The organism is Cytobacillus citreus (assembly GCF_018343665.1).
Lineage (GTDB): Bacteria > Bacillota > Bacilli > Bacillales > Cytobacillaceae > Cytobacillus > Cytobacillus citreus.
This window is the reverse complement of sequence record NZ_JAGYPM010000003.1, coordinates 706978-728201: the sequence shown is the minus strand read 5'-3', so window position 1 is coordinate 728201 and position 21224 is coordinate 706978. Positions and strand designations below refer to the sequence as shown.

Below are 21224 nucleotides of genomic sequence, written 5' to 3'. Positions count from 1 at the left end.
AGGTGTTCAGATGTCTGTAAATAAAAAAGATGTAGTTCGGCTACTAGAAACGATTGCAATCTATATGGAGTTAAAAGGGGAAAACACCTTTAAAATAGCAGCATTTCGAAAAGCGGCAGCAGCCCTTGAATCGATTGATCTTAGCTTATCAGAAATAGATGATTTCACTAAGCTCCCTGGTATTGGAAAGGGAACCTCAAGCGTCATTGAGGAGTATATAAAGGCAAGAAGTTCAACAGTATTAAATGAACTGAAAGCAGAAGTCCCGAAAGGATTAATCCCGCTTCTACAATTACCTGGCCTTGGCGGCAAAAAAATTGCCAAGCTTTATAAAGAGCTAGGGATTGAAAATGCTGCTGATTTAGAAGAAGCCTGTCGGAATAGTAAAGTTCAATCACTTCCTGGATTCGGAAAAAAAACAGAAGAAAAAATCCTAGAAGCACTAAAAAATGCAGGTTCAAGGCCAGAACGTCTTCCGCTTGCTTATATGCTGCCTATTGCCGAAAGCATTGAATCTTATTTAAGCAAGATCATTGAAATCAATAGGTTTTCAAGAGCTGGAAGCTTAAGAAGGATGCGCGAAACGATTAAGGATTTAGATTTTATCATTGCGACTGAAGAGCTTTCTTTAGTAAAAGAAAAACTACTCGCATTCCCAGGAATAAAGGAGATCATCGCTGCTGGCGACACAAAAGTTTCCGTTATTCTTGAATTCAGCTATGATATATCCGTCGATTTTCGTCTTGTAAAGCCCCATGAATTTGCAACTACTCTACACCATTTTACTGGATCGAAGGATCATAATGTAAGAATGCGCCAGCTTGCTAAAGAACGCGGGGAAAAAATTAGTGAATATGGAGTGGAAAATAACAAAACGGGTGAGATTACCACTTTTACGAGTGAAGAAGAATTTTATGCTTATTTTGGACTTCCGTTGTTCCCGCCGGAAATAAGGGAGGATGGGAAGGAAGTAGATGAATATACAACTGATATGGAGCTAATCTCTCTTGCAGATATTAAGGGCGATTTACATATGCATACGTCATGGAGCGATGGAGCCTTCTCAATAGAAGAAATGATTGAAGCCTGTCGTGAACGCGGTTATAAATATTTAGCCATAACCGACCACTCCCAATATTTGAAAGTAGCGAATGGCCTTACCGCTGAAAGATTAAGGCAGCAAAAAGTAGAAATAAAGCGTTTAAATGAACGCTACAATGATATTACAATACTTTCAGGGGTTGAAATGGATATACTTCCAGATGGTACATTGGATTATGATGATGAATTGCTTGCTGAAATGGACATAGTCATTGCCTCTATTCATTCATCATTTACACAGCCAAAAGAGAAGATCATGGAGCGGTTGAAAACAGCCTTGAATAATCCTCATGTTGACATTATCGCTCACCCTACGGGAAGACTAATTGGCCGTAGGGATGGCTATGAAGTAGACATGGATATGTTAATTGAGCTGGCAAAAGAAACGAACACTGTCCTTGAGCTAAATGCAAATCCGAATCGACTTGATCTAGCTCCACAGTATATTCGCCAAGCACAGGATGCAGGTGTGAAAATTGTCATTAACACAGATGCTCATAAAATTGATACACTTAGTCATATGTCTATTGGTGTTTCAACAGCCAGAAAAGGATGGATAAAGAAAAGCACTGTCCTTAATGCTTTCAATACAGATGAACTGATAACATTTTTGTGCAATAAGCAAAAATGAGCAAAATTGGAGGTCATACCCTCATGCAGGAACGAATACTAAAAATATTAGAATTTAATAAAGTGAAAGAGCAATTACTCGAGCATGTTTCTTCTACTTTAGGAAAAAGGAAAGCGGAAAATTTAATGCCTTCTGTGAATGTTGAAGAGGTTTTGCAATGGCAGGAAGAAACGGACGAAGCGGTTAAAGTTCTCAGAATAAAAGGGATTGTTCCACTTGGCGGCATTTATGATATTCGTCCCCATGTTAAAAGATCAGTCATTGGTGGAATGCTAAGCCCTCAGGAGCTAATTCAAGTAGCAAGCACAATACATGCGAGTAGACAAATAAAAAGATTCATCGAGGAATTTGTAGATGAGAGAGATGAATTACCTAGTTTAATAAGCTATGTTGATCGGATTATCGTTTTAGCAGATTTAGAAACGTCCATTAAAAATGCGATTGATGATAATGGAGAAGTCCTTGATAGTGCGAGCGATGCACTCCGGTCGCTTAGAAATCAATTGCGGACAAAAGAGTCACGGGTTAGAGAACGACTTGAAAGCATGATTCGTTCATCAAACGCCCAGAAAATGCTGTCAGATGCCATTATTACCATTCGAAATGATCGCTTCGTCATCCCAGTAAAACAGGAATATAAAGGGCATTACGGCGGGATTATTCATGATCAAAGCTCTTCAGGTCAAACATTATTTATTGAACCTCAATCGATTGTACAATTAAATAATGAACTCCAAGAAATTCGAGTGAAAGAAATACAGGAAGTTGAACGAATCTTGATCGAACTTTCAAGCAAAGTTGCAGAGGAATATGGAGCGTTAGAAGTAATAGTAGAAGTACTTGCAGAAGTTGACTTTATGTTTGCTAAAGCACGTTATAGTAAGAGGATTAAAGCTACGAAGCCAGAAGTGAATAATGAAGGCAGAATCGCTTTATTTAAGGCACGCCACCCGCTTATTCATGAGGATATTGTGGTGGCCAATGATATTACTTTAGGAAAAGACTATTCTACGATTGTTATTACGGGTCCTAATACTGGAGGAAAAACAGTAACATTAAAAACGGTCGGTTTATGTACACTAATGGCCCAGGCTGGGCTGCAAATCCCAGCATTGGATGGATCAGAAGTCGCTGTTTTTGGGGCGGTTTATGCGGATATCGGTGATGAACAATCGATTGAACAAAGCCTTAGTACTTTTTCATCTCATATGGTGAATATAGTAGATATCTTAAATAAAGTTGATTACAATAGCCTTGTTCTTTTTGATGAGCTGGGTGCAGGGACAGATCCCCAAGAAGGGGCTGCACTTGCGATTTCAATTTTAGATGAAGTTTATAAACGAGGAGCAAGAGTCATTGCCACTACTCATTATCCAGAACTAAAGGCTTACGGATATGATAGAGAAGGAGTCATTAATGCAAGTGTAGAATTTGATATTGATACATTGAGCCCAACATATAAACTCCTCATAGGGGTTCCAGGTCGAAGCAATGCATTTGAAATATCAAAAAGGCTTGGTCTACAAGAAGATGTTATCAATACTGCTCGTTCCTATATTAGTGCGGACAGTAATCAAGTTGAGAATATGATTGCCTCATTGGAAGAGAGTAAAAGATTGGCAGAGGCTGAACGGGAAGAAGCAAATGAATTATTAAGAGGTGCTGAAAAACTTCATAAAGATTTACAAAAGCAAATGGTTGAATTTTACGAGCAAAAAGACGCACTTCATGAAAAAGCTGCAGAAAAGGCAGAAGCTATTGTTGAGCAAGCTAAGGAAGATGCGGAAAAAATCATCCGTGATTTAAGACAAATGCGAATAGAAAAGGCAGCAGAAATAAAAGAGCATGAATTAATTGAAGCGAAAAAGAGATTAGAGGAAGCGGTCCCTAAAATTAAAAAGTCAAAGAAAACGATCACAAGGAAGGAAGAGCGTGTACTAAAACCTGGTGATGAAGTCAAGGTGTTAAGCTTTGATCAAAAGGGTCATCTGATCGAAAAAACCTCTGATAATGAATGGAATGTTCAAATTGGTATCTTGAAGATGAAAGTATCGGAAAAGGATCTGGAATTTATCAAAAGTCCAAAGCCAGTTGAAACAAGATCAATGGCAACTCTGAAAGGCAAGGACTTCCATGTGAATCTAGAGTTGGATCTGCGCGGGGAACGATATGAAAACGCCTTGCTTCGCGTTGAAAAATACATCGATGATGCGTTGCTTGCAGCATATCCACGTGTATCCATAATTCACGGTAAAGGAACAGGTGCATTAAGACAAGGTGTTCAAGAATATTTACGTAATCATCGGTCTGTGAAAAAAATCCGTTTTGGAGAAGCGGGTGAAGGTGGATCAGGCGTTACAATCGTTGAGTTTAAATAACGTGCGGGGAGAAATGACATGAATCAATTTTGGGAAAATGAATTTGTGAGAACTGCTGGGTATTACAGTGTGGTAGTCCTTTGTATGATTGTTTTTCTAGCCGTTTTTGAGCTTGTCACGAAATATAGGAACTGGGAAGAAATCAAAAATGGAAATGTAGCGGTTGCTATGGCAACAGGGGGAAAGATTTTTGGGATTGCTAATATTTTCAGACATTCCATTATGCATAATGATACATTGTTAACGATGATAAGCTGGGGCGTTTTTGGCTTCATCCTATTACTTATTGGCTACTTTATTTTTGAATTTCTTACGCCAAAATTCAAAATAGATGAAGAAATTGAAAATAATAATAAAGCAGTTGGTTTAATATCCATGATTATTTCAATTGGTTTGTCATTTATTATTGGGGCAGGGCTATCTTAAGGAGCGAAAAAAGTGGATAAATTAGCAAAAATATTATTTGTTCTCTGTGGTTTATTTATCTTAATAGGCACCATATATCTATTATTCATAGTTTAATGTTTTATCAATATAGTTTCGGAAAAATCGCCATGACACAATGGCGATTTTTTTGGTTCAGTGTGAAAAGTCTTATTCTAATTGTCACGTAAACTTCATTATATTATAATAGGAATGAACAGTTTGAATGTTCTAAAAAATTAATTTTTAGAAGGAGGGAATAAAGATTGAATAATAAGCCTTGGCTTCAAACATATCCGGATGAAATCCCCTCAACTTTGACATATACTAACCAGCCGGTACAAGATTACCTAAAGATGGCAGCAAACGAAAATCCTAATCGAATTTCTATTCATTTTATGGGTAAGGAATTTACTTATCAACAAATTTATGAATCATCAATCAAACTGGCAGGATATCTTCAGGAACTAGGAATAAAAAAAGGTGACAGAGTCGCCATAATGCTGCCTAACATCCCTCAGGCTGTTATTAGTTATTATGGGATTTTAATGGCGGGAGGGATCGTTGTACAAACAAATCCATTGTATATGGAACGAGAACTTGAATATCAGATGAAGGATTCCGGAGCAATAGCGATCATTACAATGGATATATTATTTCCAAGGGTAACAAAGGTGATGCCAAAGACGGATTTACAGCATGTAATTGTAACCGCTATCAAAGACTTTCTTCCTTTTCCGAAAAATCTCGTTTACCCTTTTATCCAAAAGAAGCAATATGGCATTGTTGTCAATGTTAAGCATGAAGGCCACAACCATTTGCTGACTGAAATATTAAAGCAGCCAACTCGATCTTTAAAGGAATATGAATTCGATTTTGAAGAAGATTTAGCATTATTGCAGTATACAGGCGGAACAACAGGCTTCCCGAAAGGGGTTATGTTAACACATCGGAACCTCGTTGCAAATGCGTCCATGTGCAAGGCATGGTTATATAAATGTAAGGCAGGTCAAGAGGTCGTACTAGGCATATTGCCATTCTTCCATGTGTATGGGATGACAACTGTATTAATTTTATCAGTTATGGAAGCACATAAAATGGTACTTCTACCCAAGTTCGATGTAGAAACAACACTAAAGACCATACAAAAACAGAGGCCGACATTATTCCCAGGAGCTCCAACAATTTATATTGGATTATTAAACCATCCGGATTTAAAGAACTACGACCTCTCTTCGATAGATTCATGTATAAGTGGTTCTGCAGCGCTTCCTGTCGAAGTTCAGCAAAAGTTCGAGGAAGTAACAGGTGGAAAACTAGTGGAAGGATATGGATTAACTGAATCATCACCTGTGACTCATGCGAACTTCCTTTGGGATCGTCCACGTGTAAAAGGAAGCATTGGTGTACCATGGCCAGATACCGATTCAGCTATTCTTTCATTGGAAACTGGTGAGCATCTTCCACCTGGTGAGGTCGGGGAAATTGTTGTAAAAGGTCCACAAGTAATGAAGGGATATTGGAACCGTCCTGAGGAAACTGCTGAAACATTTATAGATGGCTGGCTATTAACAGGCGATCTTGGTTATATGGATGAAAAAGGTTACTTCTATGTAGTCGATCGGAAGAAGGATATGATCATTGCAGGCGGATATAATATTTACCCACGTGAAATTGAAGAAGTGCTTTATGAACATCCAAATGTACAAGAAGTTGTAGCAGCTGGAATTCCTGATCCATATCGTGGTGAAACGGTTAAAGCCTATATAGTATTAAAAGAAGGTGCAACAACAACTCAAGAAGAATTAAATGAATTTGCACGGAAGCACCTAGCTTCCTACAAAGTTCCAAGACTTTATGAATTCCGCGATGAACTTCCGAAGACAGCTGTAGGAAAGATTTTGAGAAGAGCTCTAATAGATGAAGAAAAAAAGAAGACGAATGATCATATAGAAAAGCAGGCTTAATTATAGACCGAGCTCATTCGGTTCTTTATTTTTGAATATTTAAGCTTGTCTATTCTTTTCGGAAATGTCATAATAAAGAATAAAAAAGATAAGCAATTTGTTGACACAATGAAATTGTAATACTATTATAAAAATATGAATGATCATTCATTCATTATTTGGTTTCATAAAATATTTGACATTTATAAAAGTATAAAAATTTCAAAAAAAGATTGCAGGAATTTCTTGAGAGGAGGGAAAAATTGAAAAAGAACAGACCTAAATACCGTCAAATAATTGATGCGGCCGTTATTGCCATTGCAGAAAATGGCTACCACCAAGCGCAAGTGGCAAAAATTGCAAAACAGGCTGGAGTTGCTGATGGTACTATTTATTTATATTTTAAGAATAAAGAAGATATACTCATCTCTCTCTTTCAAGAAAAAATGGGCAGCTTTGTTGAAAAAATAGAAGAAAAAATTAAAGGAAAAGAAACAGCAGCGGAGAAATTATTAATGATGATTGAAACGCATTTTAATATGCTTTCAGAAGATAGACATCTGGCCATTGTAACACAGTTAGAGTTGAGACAGTCAAATAAAGATCTTCGCCAAAAAATTAATGAAGTCCTAAAGGGATATTTATCATTAGTGGAAAAGATTTTAAAGGACGGAAAAGAAAGTGGAGAGTTTTCACTTACTCTCGATATTCGATTGGCTAGACAAATGATTTTTGGTACGATGGATGAGACAGTTACAACATGGGTTATGAACGATCAGAAATATGATTTAACCGCATTAGCAGACTCTGTACATCAATTACTTCTAAATGGCTGTACAGGTCGATGATAATGTGTATTTGTTTTTAGAGAAGGGGATGGAGTATGGATTATTTAAAATGGTCATTCCAAGATATGGTAGCTACCATCACGATTGAGCGTCCACCGGCAAATGCTCTCTCATCAGGATTATTAAAAGAGCTTTCTTCGGTATTAGATGAAATTCAATCCAATGATGATATAAGAGTCATCTTAATCCATGGAGAAGGCAGATTTTTTTCAGCAGGTGCCGACATTAAAGAATTCACGACAATAGATAATAGAGAAGACTTTTCTAAACTATCATCATTTGGTCAAGAGCTTTTTGAAAGAATGGAGACATTCCCTAAGCCAATTATTGCTGCCATTCATGGTGCTGCACTTGGTGGAGGCTTGGAGCTTGCAATGGGATGTCATATCAGATTAGTAGCTGATAATGCTAAGCTCGGTTTACCTGAGCTTCAGCTTGGCTTAATTCCTGGGTTTGCCGGAACGCAGCGTCTTCCTCGTTTTGTAGGTTCGGCAAAAGCTGCTGAGATGTTATTTACGAGTGATCCTATTACAGGATTAGAAGCCGTTCAATTTGGGCTTGCAAACAAGGCATACCCTGAGAATGAGCTATTGGAAAATGCTTATCATATGGCGAAAAAAATAGCAAAGAAGAGCCCAGTTTCTATTAAAGCTGCTATCGAGCTATTGAAATATGCAAAAACCGACAAGTATTATGATGGGGTTAAAAGGGAAGCTACGCTATTCGGTGATGTTTTTGTTTCTGAAGATGGTAAAGAAGGAATTACAGCATTTATAGAGAAGAGAGAGCCAAATTTTACAGGAAAGTAGAAATGTCATTATTTTTAGATAACAATTAAACTAGCAATCAATTATAATAGAATTATACGAGGCTGCTCTTTAGCCTTGTATAGCAAAAATTATCTTAATCTTTCGAAGTGATGAAATGTTTTGTTTGTAATTACGCTTTTATTATCTAGCTACAGTGCCTAGGGGCTCGCCGACTAAAGACACCACGTCCTCCCAAAAGCTTCCCTTTTGGTCGTGCGATGTGGCGCTGACGAAGCTTTCCTTGTCCTGTGGCAACGTCGGCACTTGTACGTCGTGTACGTCAGAGGTCATAAGCCAATCCGTCAAGAAGGTTAAAGAGCAACCTTTTCGCCGGCTCGTCTTATGCTTGTCGCCCCTGAGTAAGGCACATAGGCTTTTATTATTAGGAGGGAAATCATGAACATCTATGTTTTAATGAAAAGAACCTTTGATACGGAAGAAAAAATTACTATTTCTGGTGGCCAAATAAACGAGGATGGGGCAGAGTTTATCATTAATCCTTATGATGAATATGCGATCGAAGAAGCAATTCAAGTTCGTGATGAAAATGGCGGAGAGGTTGTTGTTATCTCTGTTGGAAATGAAGAAACTGAAAAACAGCTGCGTACAGCTTTAGCTATGGGAGCAGATAAAGCTGTTTTGATCAATACAGAAGATGATTTAGACTATGGGGACCAATTTACAACAGCAAAAATATTATCTGAATATTTAAAGGATAAAGAAGCTGATTTGATTATTGCAGGAAATGTTGCCATTGATGGCGGTTCAGGTCAAGTTGGACCACGCGTTGCGGAATTGCTTAATATTCCATATGTAACAACGATTACTAAGCTTGACATTGCAGGAAGCAATGTAACGGTAGTTCGTGACGTTGAAGGAGATTCTGAAGTAATTGAAACGTCCCTTCCTCTTTTAGTAACTGCTCAGCAAGGATTGAACGAACCACGATACCCTTCTTTACCAGGAATCATGAAGGCAAAGAAAAAACCTCTTGATGAGCTTGAGTTAGACGATCTTGATCTTGATGAAGACGATGTAGAGGCAAAAACAAAAACGATTGAAATATATCTGCCACCTAAAAAAGAAGCGGGTAAAGTTCTTGAAGGTGAATTATCTGATCAAGTAAAAGAGCTTGTAAATCTACTGCACAACGAAGCTAAAGTAGTCTGATCATAACTTTTTAAATAAAAATTAGTGCTAAAACAATAATTTAGATTAGGTAGAGCTATTGTTGGAATAGGTAATTTTGTTTTTCTCTATTACTCCTAATTCAACTTTTGGCGTCTAACCTCTAGAAAAACGCAGGAGGTAAATCATAATGACTAGAAAAGTGTTAGTGTTAGGTGAAGTCCGTGATGGATCATTGCGTAATGTTTCCTTCGAAGCAATTGCCGCAGCAAAAACAACTGCTGAAGGCGGAGAAGTTGTCGGAGTTTTAATCGGTAATTCTGTAAACGCTTTAAGCGGAGAATTGATCCAATTTGGTGCTGACCGAGTAGTTACAATTGAGGATGAAAAATTAAAACAATATACTCCAGATGGTTACTCTCAAGCAATCATGGCTGTAATTGATGCTGAAAAACCTGAAGGTCTTATCTTTGGTCATACAGCATTAGGAAAGGACCTAGCCCCTAAAATTGCAGCTAAATTAGACTCTGGATTAATTTCAGACGTGACCGCTTTAGAAGTAGCAGGAGGAAACTTAGTATTCACACGTCCAATTTATTCTGGAAAAGCATTCGAAAAGAAAATTGTTACCGATGGATTAATTTTTGCAACCATTCGCCCGAATAATATTAGTCCTTTAGAAAAGGATGAATCAAGAACTGGTGAGGTTTCTTCATTATCAGTTGATATTAAAGATCTTCGTACGATTATTAAAGAAGTAGTTCGCAAGGCAAGTGAGGGTGTGGATCTATCTGAAGCGAAGGTTATTGTAGCTGGAGGACGCGGAGTTAAGAGTGAAGAAGGCTTTACTCCATTACAGGAACTTGCAAAAGTTCTTAACGGTGCAGTCGGAGCTTCACGAGGCGCTTGTGATGCAGACTATTGTGATTACTCATTACAAATCGGTCAGACAGGTAAGGTAGTTACACCTGATCTATATATTGCTTGCGGTATTTCAGGTGCGATTCAACACCTTGCAGGAATGTCAAACTCCAAAGTAATTGTCGCTATTAATAAGGATCCTGAAGCAAATATCTTTAAAGTGGCAGATTACGGTATCGTTGGAGACTTGTTTGAAGTTGTCCCAATACTTACGGAAGAGTTTAGAAAATTATTAGTTAATGCATAGAAAAGCAGAAGGCTCTGATTGATTATTAATACGTCCACTGCGTAGGAGCTAGACAGCTAACTCGAGAAAAAAATTATTTTGTATAAATTACGGGCGGTATTGATGCCGCTCGTTTTTATGCTCATACATATCTTTCTTACATATACGAATAGTAATACGGAATAAGGGAAAATTACGTATCGAAGCAAATTAATAGCATCAGTAAATAATCAATGTTATACTGTCGGTAGTATATAAGTTGAATATTAGGAGGCATATATTATGGCAATTACAAACGTTACAGATCAAACCTTCGCTACTGAAACTGGTTCAGGAGTTGTTCTTGCAGACTTTTGGGCTCCATGGTGCGGACCATGTAAAATGATCGCTCCAGTTTTAGAAGAGCTTGACTCTGAAATTGGTGATAAAGTGAAAATCGTAAAGATTGATGTTGATGAAAACCAAGAAACAGCAGGTAAGTTTGGTGTAATGAGTATCCCAACTTTACTCGTTTTCAAAGACGGTGAAGTTGTAGATAAAGTTGTTGGCTTCCAACCGAAAGAAGCTCTTGCAGAACTTCTTTCTAAACATGCATAATTAGATTAAATCTAAATTAAACCCCCGGCTTCTCCATTGAAGTCCGGGGGTTTTGCTAAGGGAAAGAACACAGATAGCTGTTTTTTGCATATAAATTTGGAAGTGATATTATGAATGAAATGATTAAAAACAAACTAATGCTTTTGCCTGATCAGCCTGGCTGTTATTTAATGAAGGATCGCCAAGGAACAATTATTTATGTAGGGAAAGCAAAAATATTAAAAAATCGTGTTAGATCGTATTTTACTGGCTCGCATGACGGGAAAACCCAAAGGCTTGTAAATGAGATCGAAGACCTCGAATATATTGTAACATCCTCTAATATGGAAGCATTAATCCTTGAAATGAACTTAATCAAAAAGTATGATCCGAAATACAATGTAATGCTCAAGGATGATAAGACCTATCCATTTATTAAATTAACTGCTGAGAAACACCCCCGCCTCATTACAACAAGAAAGGTAAAAAAAGATAAGGGAAAGTATTTTGGTCCATATCCGAACGTATCAGCTGCTAATGAAACGAAGAAACTCCTGGATAAAATTTATCCATTAAGAAAATGTACAACGCTTCCAGACCGGGTTTGCCTTTATTATCATCTAGGACAATGTCTTGCACCTTGTGTAAAGGAAGTGGGCGAGCAAGAATATAAGAAAATGACAGATGAAATTATCCGTTTTTTAAATGGCGGCTATAAAGAAATAAAAAAGGATCTCACAGAGAAAATGATAGCTGCAGCTGACGAGCTAGATTTTGAACGGGCAAAGGAGTTCAGAGACAAAATTGCTCATATTGAAGCCACAATGGAAAAACAAAAAATAACTACGACAGACTTTACTGATCGTGATGTATTTGGTTTCGCAGTGGACAAAGGCTGGATGTGTGTACAAGTATTCTTTATTAGACAAGGAAAGTTAATCGAGCGAGATGTTTCGATGTTTCCGCTTTATCAGGAACCTGAAGAAGAAATATTAACTTATCTAGGGCAATTTTATTTAAAAGCAAATCACTTTAAACCTAATGAAATATTGCTGCCTGATACAGTGAATGCTGAAATGGCTGAAGAGCTCTTAGGGGTTAAAGTTTTTAAACCACAGCGTGGACAGAAAAAAGACTTAGTCAAACTTGCATGCAAAAATGCAAAAATGGCCCTCCAAGAAAAATTTTCTCTCATTGAAAGAGACGAGGAAAGAACTATTAAAGCGGTTGAAAATTTAGGTAATCAGTTAGGGATTTATACCCCTCACCGAATCGAGGCTTTCGACAACTCCAATATTCAAGGAACAGACCCGGTATCTGCAATGGTTGTCTTTATTGACGGCAAGCCAGAGAAGAGAGAGTACCGTAAGTATAAAATAAAATCTGTTCAAGGCCCAGATGATTATGATTCAATGCGTGAGGTTGTTCGCCGAAGATATTCTCGGGTTTTAAAGGAAAATCTTCCTCTGCCAGACTTAATTATTATTGATGGAGGAAAAGGTCATGTAGAGGCGGTTAGGGATGTACTGGAAAATGAACTAGGTCTTGATATACCTATTTCCGGTCTTGTAAAGGATGATAAACATAGAACTTCCCAGCTTTTGCATGGAAATCCATTAGAAATTGTCCCCCTTGGCAGAAATAGCCAAGAGTTTTATTTGCTGCAGAGAATTCAAGATGAGGTTCACCGTTTTGCGATTACATTTCATAGACAGCTAAGAGGAAAAAATGCCTTTCAATCTGTACTTGATGATATTCATGGAATCGGTGAAAAGAGGAAGAAGCAGTTGTTAAAAACCTTTGGATCCATAAAGAAAATGAAAGCTGCATCAATAGAGGAATTAAGAGAAATTGGTCTTCCAGCTAATGTAGCAGAGGATTTAATTAAAAAATTGCAGGAATAATATTGTTTAAAAAAATTGAATGTGCTATAATAACTGAAAATTGAATATTACTTTATCACATTAAAGCGACCTCAAAAAGAGAGTTAACTCTTAATTTTTGAAATGTCTCTTAAAGTGAAGATAGAGGTGCGAACTTCAATAGTAAATGCTTGGAGAAGAATGGGCTTCAATGAAAAGCTTTGAAAGGGAATGTTTGCCGAAGTGGAGAAAGTCTCATCACTTTCTTTGCTGGTTTTGTATTGAATAAATGCAAGATTGTCAAGACAAATTCGTCTTGGAGAGCTATCACACTGTGAATAATCGTATTTTTTATACGCTTATGATCACAGCAATGGGATAGAATCTCATTGCTTTTTTTTATGCCATAATCCAAACAAACTAAGGATGCAGGCATATTTTATAAAGCAATTGTAGTCAAGACGGTCAATACAAACTACTCGAATTATTAGAAAGAGGGGAAACCGTGGGACTAATTGTATTGAAGTTTGGTGGAACATCTGTTGGGAATGTGGAGAAAATAAGAAATGTAGCTGATAGAATAATTGAAGAAAAGAATAGAGGAAATGATTGTATTGTTGTTGTTTCTGCGATGGGAAAATCAACTGATGAGCTAGTTAGCTTAGCAAAGGAAATTTCCCCTAACCCAAATAAAAGAGAAATGGACATGCTCTTAACTACGGGTGAACAGATTACGATTGCATTATTGGCCATGGCTCTATCTGAGCAGGGCTATCCAGCGGTTTCCTTAACAGGTTGGCAAGCAGGAATAAAAACTGAATCTGTTCATGGAAATGCTAGAATTATAGATATTGATACAGCAAGGTTAGAAAGTGAACTTGGCAAAGGCTCGATTGTCATTGTCGCTGGTTTTCAAGGGCTTACAAAGGAAGGGGCAATTTCTACATTAGGACGTGGAGGATCTGATACAACAGCCGTTGCACTAGCTGCAGCTCTTAGAGCAGATAAATGTGATATTTATACAGATGTAACAGGAGTATTTACAACAGATCCACGCTATATAACAGATGCTAGGAAGCTATTATCCGTATCATTCGATGAAATGCTGGAGCTTGCTCATTTAGGTGCAAGTGTTTTGCATCCAAGAGCGGTAGAGTTTGCAAAAAATTATAAAATCCCATTAGAGGTCCGTTCTAGCAGTGAGAGGGAAGCAGGAACGGTCATCGAGGAGGAAGTCAACATGGAGCAAAATTTAGTTGTACGTGGAATTGCATTTGAAAATGAAATAACGAGATTAACCGTTTTAGGTTTGTCTAATTCCTTGTCAGCGCTATCTGTTATATTCTCTGAATTAGCCAAGAATCATATAAATGTCGATATTATTATTCAAAGTACGGTAGCTGATCAATCAACAAATCTTTCATTCTCAATTAAAAATGAAGATCTTATTGAGACGCTTAAGGTCTTAGAAAATTGTAAACAAAGACTAAACTATCATCAAATTGAATCTGAGCAGGGGCTAGCGAAAGTCTCCATTGTTGGTTCAGGGATGATCTCCAACCCAGGGGTGGCAGCTAAAATGTTTGAAGTACTATCAACAGGAAATATTCCAATTAAAATGGTTAGTACTTCTGAAATTAAGGTTTCAACTGTCATTGAGGAAGAAAAAATGCTTCAGGCTGTTCAGATGCTGCACAAGTCTTTCAATTTATCTGGTATTCCTGTAGAATCCTAGTTTTGAACAAAAAAGGCTTTCTAAATAATTTTACTTAGAAAGCCTTTTTCATGTATTCTTATGATCGATTCAGGGTGTCTTTTTTATCCCATTTTACCGTGAAGTGCACTTTTCCTCTTTTTTTGTGAGGTTGTTCATATGCTTCGCAAATTACTTCTTTCTGTATTTCTAATTGTTGTGCAATAAACCCAGCTTCAAGCTGAAATGTGCATTGATCATTTTTTTGCAGCCTGTCACTTATTAAGGAACTGAATAGCATAAATTCCATTTCGTCTTTTGATTCTTTTATTATGGTAAGGTTTCCCCAGGCGGCCTGTTGAAAAAATTCGATCATTTGGGATATAGATTCCATGGGATAGTGGCGGGCAAGTCTTTTTCCTGCCCAATACAAAATGTCAGGTGCATCATTACCTAATATTTCGTAAAGTAGAACTTCTCGAATAAGTTCATAACCAAATACAGGAATGGTTTCGGATTTTTTTTCGTTTTGTCTTAATTCTGCAGCTGTTTCACTCAAGCTAGATTCCTCTCTTTCTATTATTCTTCTATTATATACAATGTGGAAGTAATTTAGACATGTAAACATGAAAAAAGGCTATTTTTATGACTAGAAAAAAATCCTATTTTGAAATATAGAGAGATTAGGAATTAATTATAGAAAAAAACAAGTTCATTCATGCCATTTTTATAATATCAATATATTTCAAAAATTTTTTCATTTGAACATTTTATGAAATCGTTTCCTTGACGCTCTAAGATGTTGAGAGTAAAATGGACATGTCACATAATTGTAAGAAAATGATATGACATTTTCGAGTTGATGTTTAAGGAAAAACACGTCTTTTATACATATTGAGAAATGTTTAAAGTGAGACCTTGAGCATCTTGTAAAAATTTAGGGGGGTAAATCATGGCGGGTAATCGAGAGTTTTTTAATCGCAGATTGCATTCATTACTTGGTGTAATACCTGTAGGTTTGTTTTTAATACAGCACCTTGTAATTAATCATTTTGCAACAAGGGGAGAGGAGTCATTTAATAAGGCTGCAGGTTTTATGGAAAATCTGCCATTCAGAATTTTCTTAGAAACTTTTATTATTTTCTTGCCTTTATTATTTCATGCTATCTATGGACTTTATATTGCCTTTACAGCTAAAAACAATGTAAGTAGATTTGGATTTTTCCGAAATTGGATGTTTATGCTCCAACGTTTTACTGGTGTTATCACGCTTATATTTGTTTCATGGCATGTATGGCAAACTCGAATACAAGCTGCACTCGGTCAGGAAGTTAACTTCGACATGATGGCGAGCATTCTTTCAAATCCGTTTATGCTCTGGTTTTATATAATTGGTGTTATTTCTACCATTTTCCACTTCTCAAATGGTTTATGGTCTTTCTGTGTCAGCTGGGGAATTACACTCTCACCTCGTTCACAGGTAATATCAACATATGTAACGATCGTTATCTTTATTGCTCTATCTATTGTAGGTATTCGTGCAATTACAGCATTTATTTAATATTATAGTAAAAATTTGTTCGGATTTATGAGTTGAACTTTAGGTTTACTAAGTATTAGGGAGTGAATCACAATGGCTAAAGGTAAGGTGATTATTGTCGGTGGCGGTTTAGCCGGCTTAATGGCAACAATTAAAGTTGCAGAATCTGGGACTCCGGTTGAGTTATTCTCTTTAGTTCCGGTTAAACGTTCTCACTCTGTTTGTGCTCAAGGTGGTATTAACGGAGCTGTAAATACAAAAGGAGAAGGGGATTCTCCATATATCCATTTCGACGATTCCATTTATGGTGGAGACTTTTTAGCAAACCAGCCTCCTGTTAAAGCGATGGCTGAGGCTGCACCAGGGATCATTCATTTATTAGACCGTATGGGGGTTATGTTCAATCGTACACCTGAAGGATTGTTAGATTTCCGACGCTTTGGAGGAACTCAGCATCATAGAACAGCATTTGCTGGTGCAACTACTGGTCAGCAGCTTCTTTATGCTTTGGATGAGCAGGTTCGTCGTTTCGAGGTTGCTGGCTTAGTGACAAAATATGAGGGATGGGAATTTTTGGGTGCTGTGATCGATGATGAGGGGATTTGTCGTGGAGTAGTAACGCAAAACCTAACCTCTTCTGAAATTAAATCCTTCTCTGCTGATGCTGTTATTATGGCAACTGGCGGACCTGGGATTATTTTTGGAAAATCAACAAACTCAGTTATTAATACTGGTTCAGCAGCTTCCATTGTTTATCAGCAAGGTGCATATTATGCAAACGGAGAATTTATCCAAATTCACCCGACAGCTATACCAGGGGATGATAAGCTTCGTCTTATGAGTGAATCAGCACGTGGTGAAGGTGGTCGTGTTTGGACATATAAAGATGGTAAGCCTTGGTATTTCTTAGAGGAGAAATATCCTGCATATGGAAATCTTGTTCCAAGGGATATTGCTACTCGGGAAATTTTTGATGTGTGTGTAAATCAAAAATTAGGAATTAACGGAGAAAACATGGTATACCTTGATCTTTCTCATAAAGATCCACATGAGCTAGATGTTAAGCTTGGTGGAATCATTGAAATATATGAGAAGTTCATGGGTGATGATCCACGGAAAGTTCCTATGAAAATCTTCCCTGCAGTTCACTATTCAATGGGCGGGCTTTGGGTTGATTATGATCAAATGACTAATATTCCAGGTTTATTTGCAGCAGGAGAGTGTGATTATTCTCAGCATGGTGCAAATCGCCTTGGTGCTAACTCATTATTATCTGCTATTTATGGCGGGATGGTTGCAGGTCCTAAGGTTCTTGAATATATTGAGGGCCTTAAAAAGCGTTCGGATGATGTATCTTCTTCCTTATTTGAAGGCTATGTGAAACAAGAAGAAGAAAAATGGAAAAACATCATGTCCTTGGATGGAACAGAGAATGCATATGTCATCCATAAAGAGCTTGGTGAATGGATGACAGATAATGTAACAGTTGTTCGACATAATGACAGACTATTAAAGACAGATGAAAAAATTGTTGAACTTTTAGAACGCTATAAAAACATTAATATTAATGATACGGCAAAATGGAGCAACCAGGGTGCGACATTTACTCGTCAATTACAAAATATGCTTCAATTAGCACGTGTTATCACCATTGGTGCATACAACCGTAATGAAAGCCGTGGTGCACACTACAAGCCGGACTTCCCAGATCGTAATGACGAGGAATTCTTAAAAACAACAATGGCTAAGTTTGTGGATTCCAATTCAGCGCCAGCATTCCATTATGAGGATGTCGATGTATCATTAATTAAACCACGTAAACGTGACTATACAAAAAAACACTAATAGAAAGGGAGAGTAAATGATGAGTGACAAAAAATCAGTTCGCTTTATAATAACTCGTCAAGACAATCCTGATTCTGACCCTTATCAGGAAGAGTTCGAGATTGCTTATCGTCCGAACATGAATGTGATCTCGGCGTTAATGGAAATTCGCCGTAACCCAGTGAATGTTAAAGGTGAAAAAACAACTCCAGTTGCGTGGGATATGAACTGTCTTGAGGAAGTTTGTGGTGCATGCTCAATGATTATTAATGGCAAGCCAAGACAGTCTTGTTCGGCACTTGTTGATCAGCTAGAGCAGCCAATTCGCTTAGATGCTATGCGTACTTTCCCTGTAGTACGCGACTTACAGGTTGATAGAAGTCGTATGTTTGATTCCTTGAAAAAGGTAAAAGCCTGGATTCCAATTGATGGGACATATGATCTTGGACCAGGTCCACGTATGCCAGAACCGAAGCGTCAATGGGCTTATGAATTATCAAAATGTATGACATGTGGTGTTTGCTTAGAAGCATGTCCAAATGTTAATAGCAAAACGAACTTTATGGGACCAGCTGTCTTTAACCAAGTGCGATTATTTAATGCGCATCCTACTGGTGAAATGAATAAAGCTGAGCGCTTAAATGCTTTTATGGAAGATGGGGGAATGACAGGCTGTGGTAACTCACAAAACTGTGTTCAATCATGTCCAAAAGGAATTCCGATTACAACTTCAATTGCTGCAGTAAACCGTGCAGCAACATTACAGTCCTTTAAAAACTTCTTTGGAAGTGACAACGTATAATCATTTCCCCCCTTTTCCTTCAAAGAAAAGGGGATTTTTTTTGAAAATATCCGTCAAAATGGATTGGTAAAAATGATAATAAAACGGATTACTTTCAAATTATTCAAAATAAAATATAATATAAAGAGTGAATGTTCATTCATTTTTGACTATGTGAATAGTATGGAGGAAGGGAAAATGTCGAAAATTAGTTATATTCCGGATGTTGCAGCATGGGAGAAAGAATTTCAGTTTTATCATCCTATAAAGGTTCGTTTTTCTGAAACCGATATGTTTGGACATGTAAATAATACTGTCCCTTTTACATATTTTGAGTTAGCTAGAATTGAGTATTTTAAGCATTTAGGATTTATGCAGGACTGGGTTAAGCCGGAAAACGAAACCATACCTGTTGTTGCTGATCTTCAATGCGATTTTTTGCAGCAAGTTTTTTTTGATGAAAATATTGCTGTTTATGTGAAAGCCAATTCAATTGGGAGATCGTCTGTTGATTTACACTACATGGGGAAAAAAGAAGACGGAACGATCTGTTTTACAGGCAGAGGAACGATTGTACAAATTTCTAAAAAAACCGGAAAAGGGGTAATTTGGTCTGATGAAATGAAAGCTCTCCTTCAAAATAATGAAAATGCTTGTGCTAAATGATAAGTGAATCGAATCGAATAATAAAAATAATGTTCTCCTTGATGGAAATGCTGTCACTTCAAGTGTTGAGTTGACATATTATATGGTGACTAAATATATACCCATCCCGCGGTTCATAGCTGGCGAAAGGCAAGGAGGGTTACAATACTTGAAGGAGAACGAATTTACTCACAAGCCGTTACTCACCAAACGAGAAAGAGAAGTATTCGAACTGTTAGTACAAGATAAAACAACAAGAGAAATCGCTGGTGAATTGTTTATAAGCGAAAAAACGGTTCGGAATCATATTTCGAATGCCATGCAAAAGCTTGGTGTTAAGGGGCGATCACAAGCTGTTGTAGAGCTCCTTCGAATGGGAGAGCTAGAACTGTAATTAAGACCGGCATCCATTATTGGATGCCGGTTTAAATTATTTTAGGATAGTACGAAAAGAAAATGAATACAAACGTATCTTATGTTTAATAGCACAAATAATGCCAAGATCCCTCCCTCCATAATTCTATCTTGAAATTTAGTCGAAAAAAGGTGAAAATAAATGCTATAGGGATGATACATAATATCTGCAAAAATGTAATATGGGAGTTGTCTTGAATGGATCTTGGTGAAGTGAAAATAAATGAAGATATCGACTATGTAGCAGTAATAGAAAAAGAATTGCGTTATATATCAGGTATTATTAAGCAAAAGGGTCGTGAAATATTAAGCAATTATAAGATTACCCCTCCACAATTCATTGCCCTTCAATGGCTATTTGAAGAGGGGGATATGACAATCGGGGAATTGTCCAATAAAATGTATCTTGCCTTTAGTACTACGACCGATTTGGTTGATCGAATGGAGAAAAATAATCTTGTTAAACGGGTGAAGGATCCAAATGATCGTAGGGTTGTTCGTATCCATCTTTTAGAAGAAGGAGAGCGAATAATTGAGGAGTGCATTAAAAAGCGGCAATTATATTTAAAAGAAGTACTCATTCATTTTTCAGATGAGGATGTAGAGTTACTCAAAAATAATTTGACAAGATTGCATCAAGATATGCGTAAAGAATGAGGCGGTATGTTTGGATAAACCAATCGGTATTATTGATTCTGGTGTCGGTGGTTTGACTGTAGTAAAAGAAGTTATGCGTCAACTGCCAAATGAAGAAATCATTTATTTAGGAGACACGGCACGGTGTCCATACGGTCCAAGGCCCGGAGATGAGGTAAAAGAATTTACCTGGGAAATATCTAATTTTCTATTAACCAAAGAAATAAAAATGCTCATTATTGCTTGTAATACTGCAACAGCCGTTGCTTTGGATGAAATCCGAAGCCATCTCTCTATTCCAGTTCTTGGAGTGATCACTCCTGGTGCTAGAGCAGCGATTAAAAAAACAAATAATCAAACAATCGGTGTTATCGGAACAGTAGGGACTATAAAAAGTGGAGCCTATGAGAAAGCCCTTAAGCAAATTAATAGCCATGTCAAAGTCCATAGTCTTGCTTGCCCTAGATTTGTCCCACTTGTTGAAAGCGGAGAGTATGAGGGATCATTAGCTGCAAGAATTGTAAAAAAAACATTAAACCCTTTAAAAAATAATGGAATGGATACACTTATTTTAGGCTGTACGCATTATCCTCTTTTAGAGCCACTCGTCAAAAAGGTGGTAGGAGATGGTGTAAATATCATAAGCTCTGGAGATGAAACAGCACGGGAGGCAAGTGCTATTCTCTATCATCAGGGTATATTGAATAGTAGCCATTCAATACCAAACCATCAATTTTTTTCTACTGGATCAAAGGATATTTTCTCAACTATCGCTACAAAATGGCTAAATATCCCAATTGATAATGTGGAGAAAATAACTATTTAAAAACCTTCGAATTTCG

At 37.2% G+C, this 21224-nt stretch carries 19 protein-coding genes and 1 riboswitch; of the genes, 18 read left to right on the top strand and 1 reads right to left on the bottom strand.

Features of this window, described 5'->3' with window-relative positions; translation table 11 throughout:
- Positions 1–10: 10 nt before the first annotated feature.
- The 11 genes from polX to KHA94_RS15130 all read left to right on the top strand — a co-directional run bounded on the left by polX (position 11) and on the right by KHA94_RS15130 (position 14584).
- Positions 11–1732, top strand: a complete 1722-nt coding sequence (gene polX, locus KHA94_RS15180) for a DNA polymerase/3'-5' exonuclease PolX (protein WP_213102960.1) — start codon at positions 11–13, stop codon at positions 1730–1732.
- A 23-nt stretch (positions 1733–1755) separates the two neighbouring features.
- The gene (locus tag KHA94_RS15175; protein ID WP_213102959.1) at positions 1756–4110 is read left to right on the top strand and encodes an endonuclease MutS2; all 2355 of its coding nucleotides are present in this window, start codon (positions 1756–1758) and stop codon (positions 4108–4110) included.
- 18 nt (positions 4111–4128) lie between these two features.
- A complete protein-coding gene (locus tag KHA94_RS15170) occupies positions 4129–4536 on the top strand; it encodes a DUF350 domain-containing protein (protein WP_213102958.1) in 408 nt (135 codons plus the stop codon).
- Positions 4537–4799: 263 nt separating this feature from the next.
- Positions 4800–6500: a long-chain-fatty-acid--CoA ligase gene (locus tag KHA94_RS15165; protein WP_213102957.1), complete on the top strand. Its 1701-nt coding sequence runs from the start codon at positions 4800–4802 to the stop codon at positions 6498–6500.
- Positions 6501–6742: 242 nt separating this feature from the next.
- On the top strand, positions 6743–7327 hold the full coding sequence (locus tag KHA94_RS15160; RefSeq protein WP_213102956.1) for a TetR/AcrR family transcriptional regulator: 585 nt from the start codon (positions 6743–6745) through the stop codon (positions 7325–7327).
- Positions 7328–7362: 35 nt separating this feature from the next.
- Positions 7363–8136, top strand: coding sequence for an enoyl-CoA hydratase (locus KHA94_RS15155; protein WP_213102955.1), 774 nt, complete (start codon positions 7363–7365; stop codon positions 8134–8136).
- A 396-nt stretch (positions 8137–8532) separates the two neighbouring features.
- Positions 8533–9306 carry an electron transfer flavoprotein subunit beta/FixA family protein gene (locus KHA94_RS15150; protein WP_213102954.1) on the top strand — a complete coding sequence of 258 codons (774 nt, stop codon included), beginning with the start codon at positions 8533–8535 and terminating at the stop codon, positions 9304–9306.
- A gap of 148 nt (positions 9307–9454) precedes the next feature.
- Positions 9455–10432 carry an electron transfer flavoprotein subunit alpha/FixB family protein gene (locus KHA94_RS15145; RefSeq protein ID WP_213102953.1) on the top strand — a complete coding sequence of 326 codons (978 nt, stop codon included), beginning with the start codon at positions 9455–9457 and terminating at the stop codon, positions 10430–10432.
- Between the two features lie 261 nt (positions 10433–10693).
- Complete coding sequence (gene trxA, locus KHA94_RS15140) at positions 10694–11008, top strand: thioredoxin (RefSeq protein WP_213102952.1); 315 nt, start codon at positions 10694–10696, stop codon at positions 11006–11008.
- A 110-nt stretch (positions 11009–11118) separates the two neighbouring features.
- Positions 11119–12891 carry an excinuclease ABC subunit UvrC gene (gene uvrC, locus KHA94_RS15135; RefSeq protein ID WP_213102951.1) on the top strand — a complete coding sequence of 591 codons (1773 nt, stop codon included), beginning with the start codon at positions 11119–11121 and terminating at the stop codon, positions 12889–12891.
- A 113-nt stretch (positions 12892–13004) separates the two neighbouring features.
- A riboswitch (Lysine riboswitch) is annotated at positions 13005–13184 on the top strand.
- A gap of 170 nt (positions 13185–13354) precedes the next feature.
- Positions 13355–14584, top strand: coding sequence for an aspartate kinase (locus KHA94_RS15130; protein WP_213102950.1), 1230 nt, complete (start codon positions 13355–13357; stop codon positions 14582–14584).
- 58 nt (positions 14585–14642) lie between these two features.
- Here KHA94_RS15130 and KHA94_RS15125 read toward each other — a convergent pair whose 3' ends face one another.
- Complete coding sequence (locus KHA94_RS15125) at positions 14643–15101, bottom strand: YslB family protein (protein ID WP_249365508.1); 459 nt, start codon at positions 15099–15101, stop codon at positions 14643–14645.
- Positions 15102–15494: 393 nt separating this feature from the next.
- On the opposite strand from KHA94_RS15125, the gene KHA94_RS15120 reads away from it, so the two are divergent.
- The 7 genes from KHA94_RS15120 (at position 15495) to racE (ending at position 21208) form a co-directional block, all read left to right on the top strand.
- On the top strand, positions 15495–16103 hold the full coding sequence (locus KHA94_RS15120) for a succinate dehydrogenase cytochrome b558 subunit (RefSeq protein ID WP_213102948.1): 609 nt from the start codon (positions 15495–15497) through the stop codon (positions 16101–16103).
- A gap of 72 nt (positions 16104–16175) precedes the next feature.
- On the top strand, positions 16176–17927 hold the full coding sequence (sdhA, locus tag KHA94_RS15115) for a succinate dehydrogenase flavoprotein subunit (RefSeq protein ID WP_213102947.1): 1752 nt from the start codon (positions 16176–16178) through the stop codon (positions 17925–17927).
- Positions 17928–17946: 19 nt separating this feature from the next.
- Positions 17947–18708, top strand: coding sequence for a succinate dehydrogenase iron-sulfur subunit (sdhB, locus tag KHA94_RS15110; RefSeq protein ID WP_213103266.1), 762 nt, complete (start codon positions 17947–17949; stop codon positions 18706–18708).
- A gap of 177 nt (positions 18709–18885) precedes the next feature.
- On the top strand, positions 18886–19353 hold the full coding sequence (locus KHA94_RS15105) for an acyl-CoA thioesterase (protein WP_249365507.1): 468 nt from the start codon (positions 18886–18888) through the stop codon (positions 19351–19353).
- 148 nt (positions 19354–19501) lie between these two features.
- The gene (locus tag KHA94_RS15100) at positions 19502–19726 is read left to right on the top strand and encodes a helix-turn-helix domain-containing protein (RefSeq protein WP_057771856.1); all 225 of its coding nucleotides are present in this window, start codon (positions 19502–19504) and stop codon (positions 19724–19726) included.
- A gap of 218 nt (positions 19727–19944) precedes the next feature.
- A complete protein-coding gene (locus KHA94_RS15095) occupies positions 19945–20403 on the top strand; it encodes a MarR family winged helix-turn-helix transcriptional regulator (RefSeq protein WP_213102945.1) in 459 nt (152 codons plus the stop codon).
- A gap of 10 nt (positions 20404–20413) precedes the next feature.
- Complete coding sequence (gene racE / locus KHA94_RS15090; RefSeq protein ID WP_213102944.1) at positions 20414–21208, top strand: glutamate racemase; 795 nt, start codon at positions 20414–20416, stop codon at positions 21206–21208.
- Positions 21209–21224: the final 16 nt, after the last annotated feature.

Excerpts from the sequence above, each read along its gene's own strand:
- polX (WP_213102960.1), top strand. The coding sequence starts at position 11 with ATGTCTGTAAATAAAAAAGATGTAGTTCGGCTACTAGAAACGATTGCA.
- KHA94_RS15175 (WP_213102959.1), top strand. The coding sequence starts at position 1,756 with ATGCAGGAACGAATACTAAAAATATTAGAATTTAATAAAGTGAAAGAG.
- KHA94_RS15170 (WP_213102958.1), top strand. The coding sequence starts at position 4,129 with ATGAATCAATTTTGGGAAAATGAATTTGTGAGAACTGCTGGGTATTAC.
- KHA94_RS15155 (WP_213102955.1), top strand. The coding sequence starts at position 7,363 with ATGGATTATTTAAAATGGTCATTCCAAGATATGGTAGCTACCATCACG.
- KHA94_RS15150 (WP_213102954.1), top strand. The coding sequence starts at position 8,533 with ATGAACATCTATGTTTTAATGAAAAGAACCTTTGATACGGAAGAAAAA.
- KHA94_RS15145 (WP_213102953.1), top strand. The coding sequence starts at position 9,455 with ATGACTAGAAAAGTGTTAGTGTTAGGTGAAGTCCGTGATGGATCATTG.
- trxA (WP_213102952.1), top strand. The coding sequence starts at position 10,694 with ATGGCAATTACAAACGTTACAGATCAAACCTTCGCTACTGAAACTGGT.
- uvrC (WP_213102951.1), top strand. The coding sequence starts at position 11,119 with ATGAATGAAATGATTAAAAACAAACTAATGCTTTTGCCTGATCAGCCT.
- KHA94_RS15120 (WP_213102948.1), top strand. The coding sequence starts at position 15,495 with ATGGCGGGTAATCGAGAGTTTTTTAATCGCAGATTGCATTCATTACTT.
- sdhA (WP_213102947.1), top strand. The coding sequence starts at position 16,176 with ATGGCTAAAGGTAAGGTGATTATTGTCGGTGGCGGTTTAGCCGGCTTA.
- sdhB (WP_213103266.1), top strand. The coding sequence starts at position 17,947 with ATGAGTGACAAAAAATCAGTTCGCTTTATAATAACTCGTCAAGACAAT.
- KHA94_RS15105 (WP_249365507.1), top strand. The coding sequence starts at position 18,886 with ATGTCGAAAATTAGTTATATTCCGGATGTTGCAGCATGGGAGAAAGAA.
- KHA94_RS15095 (WP_213102945.1), top strand. The coding sequence starts at position 19,945 with ATGGATCTTGGTGAAGTGAAAATAAATGAAGATATCGACTATGTAGCA.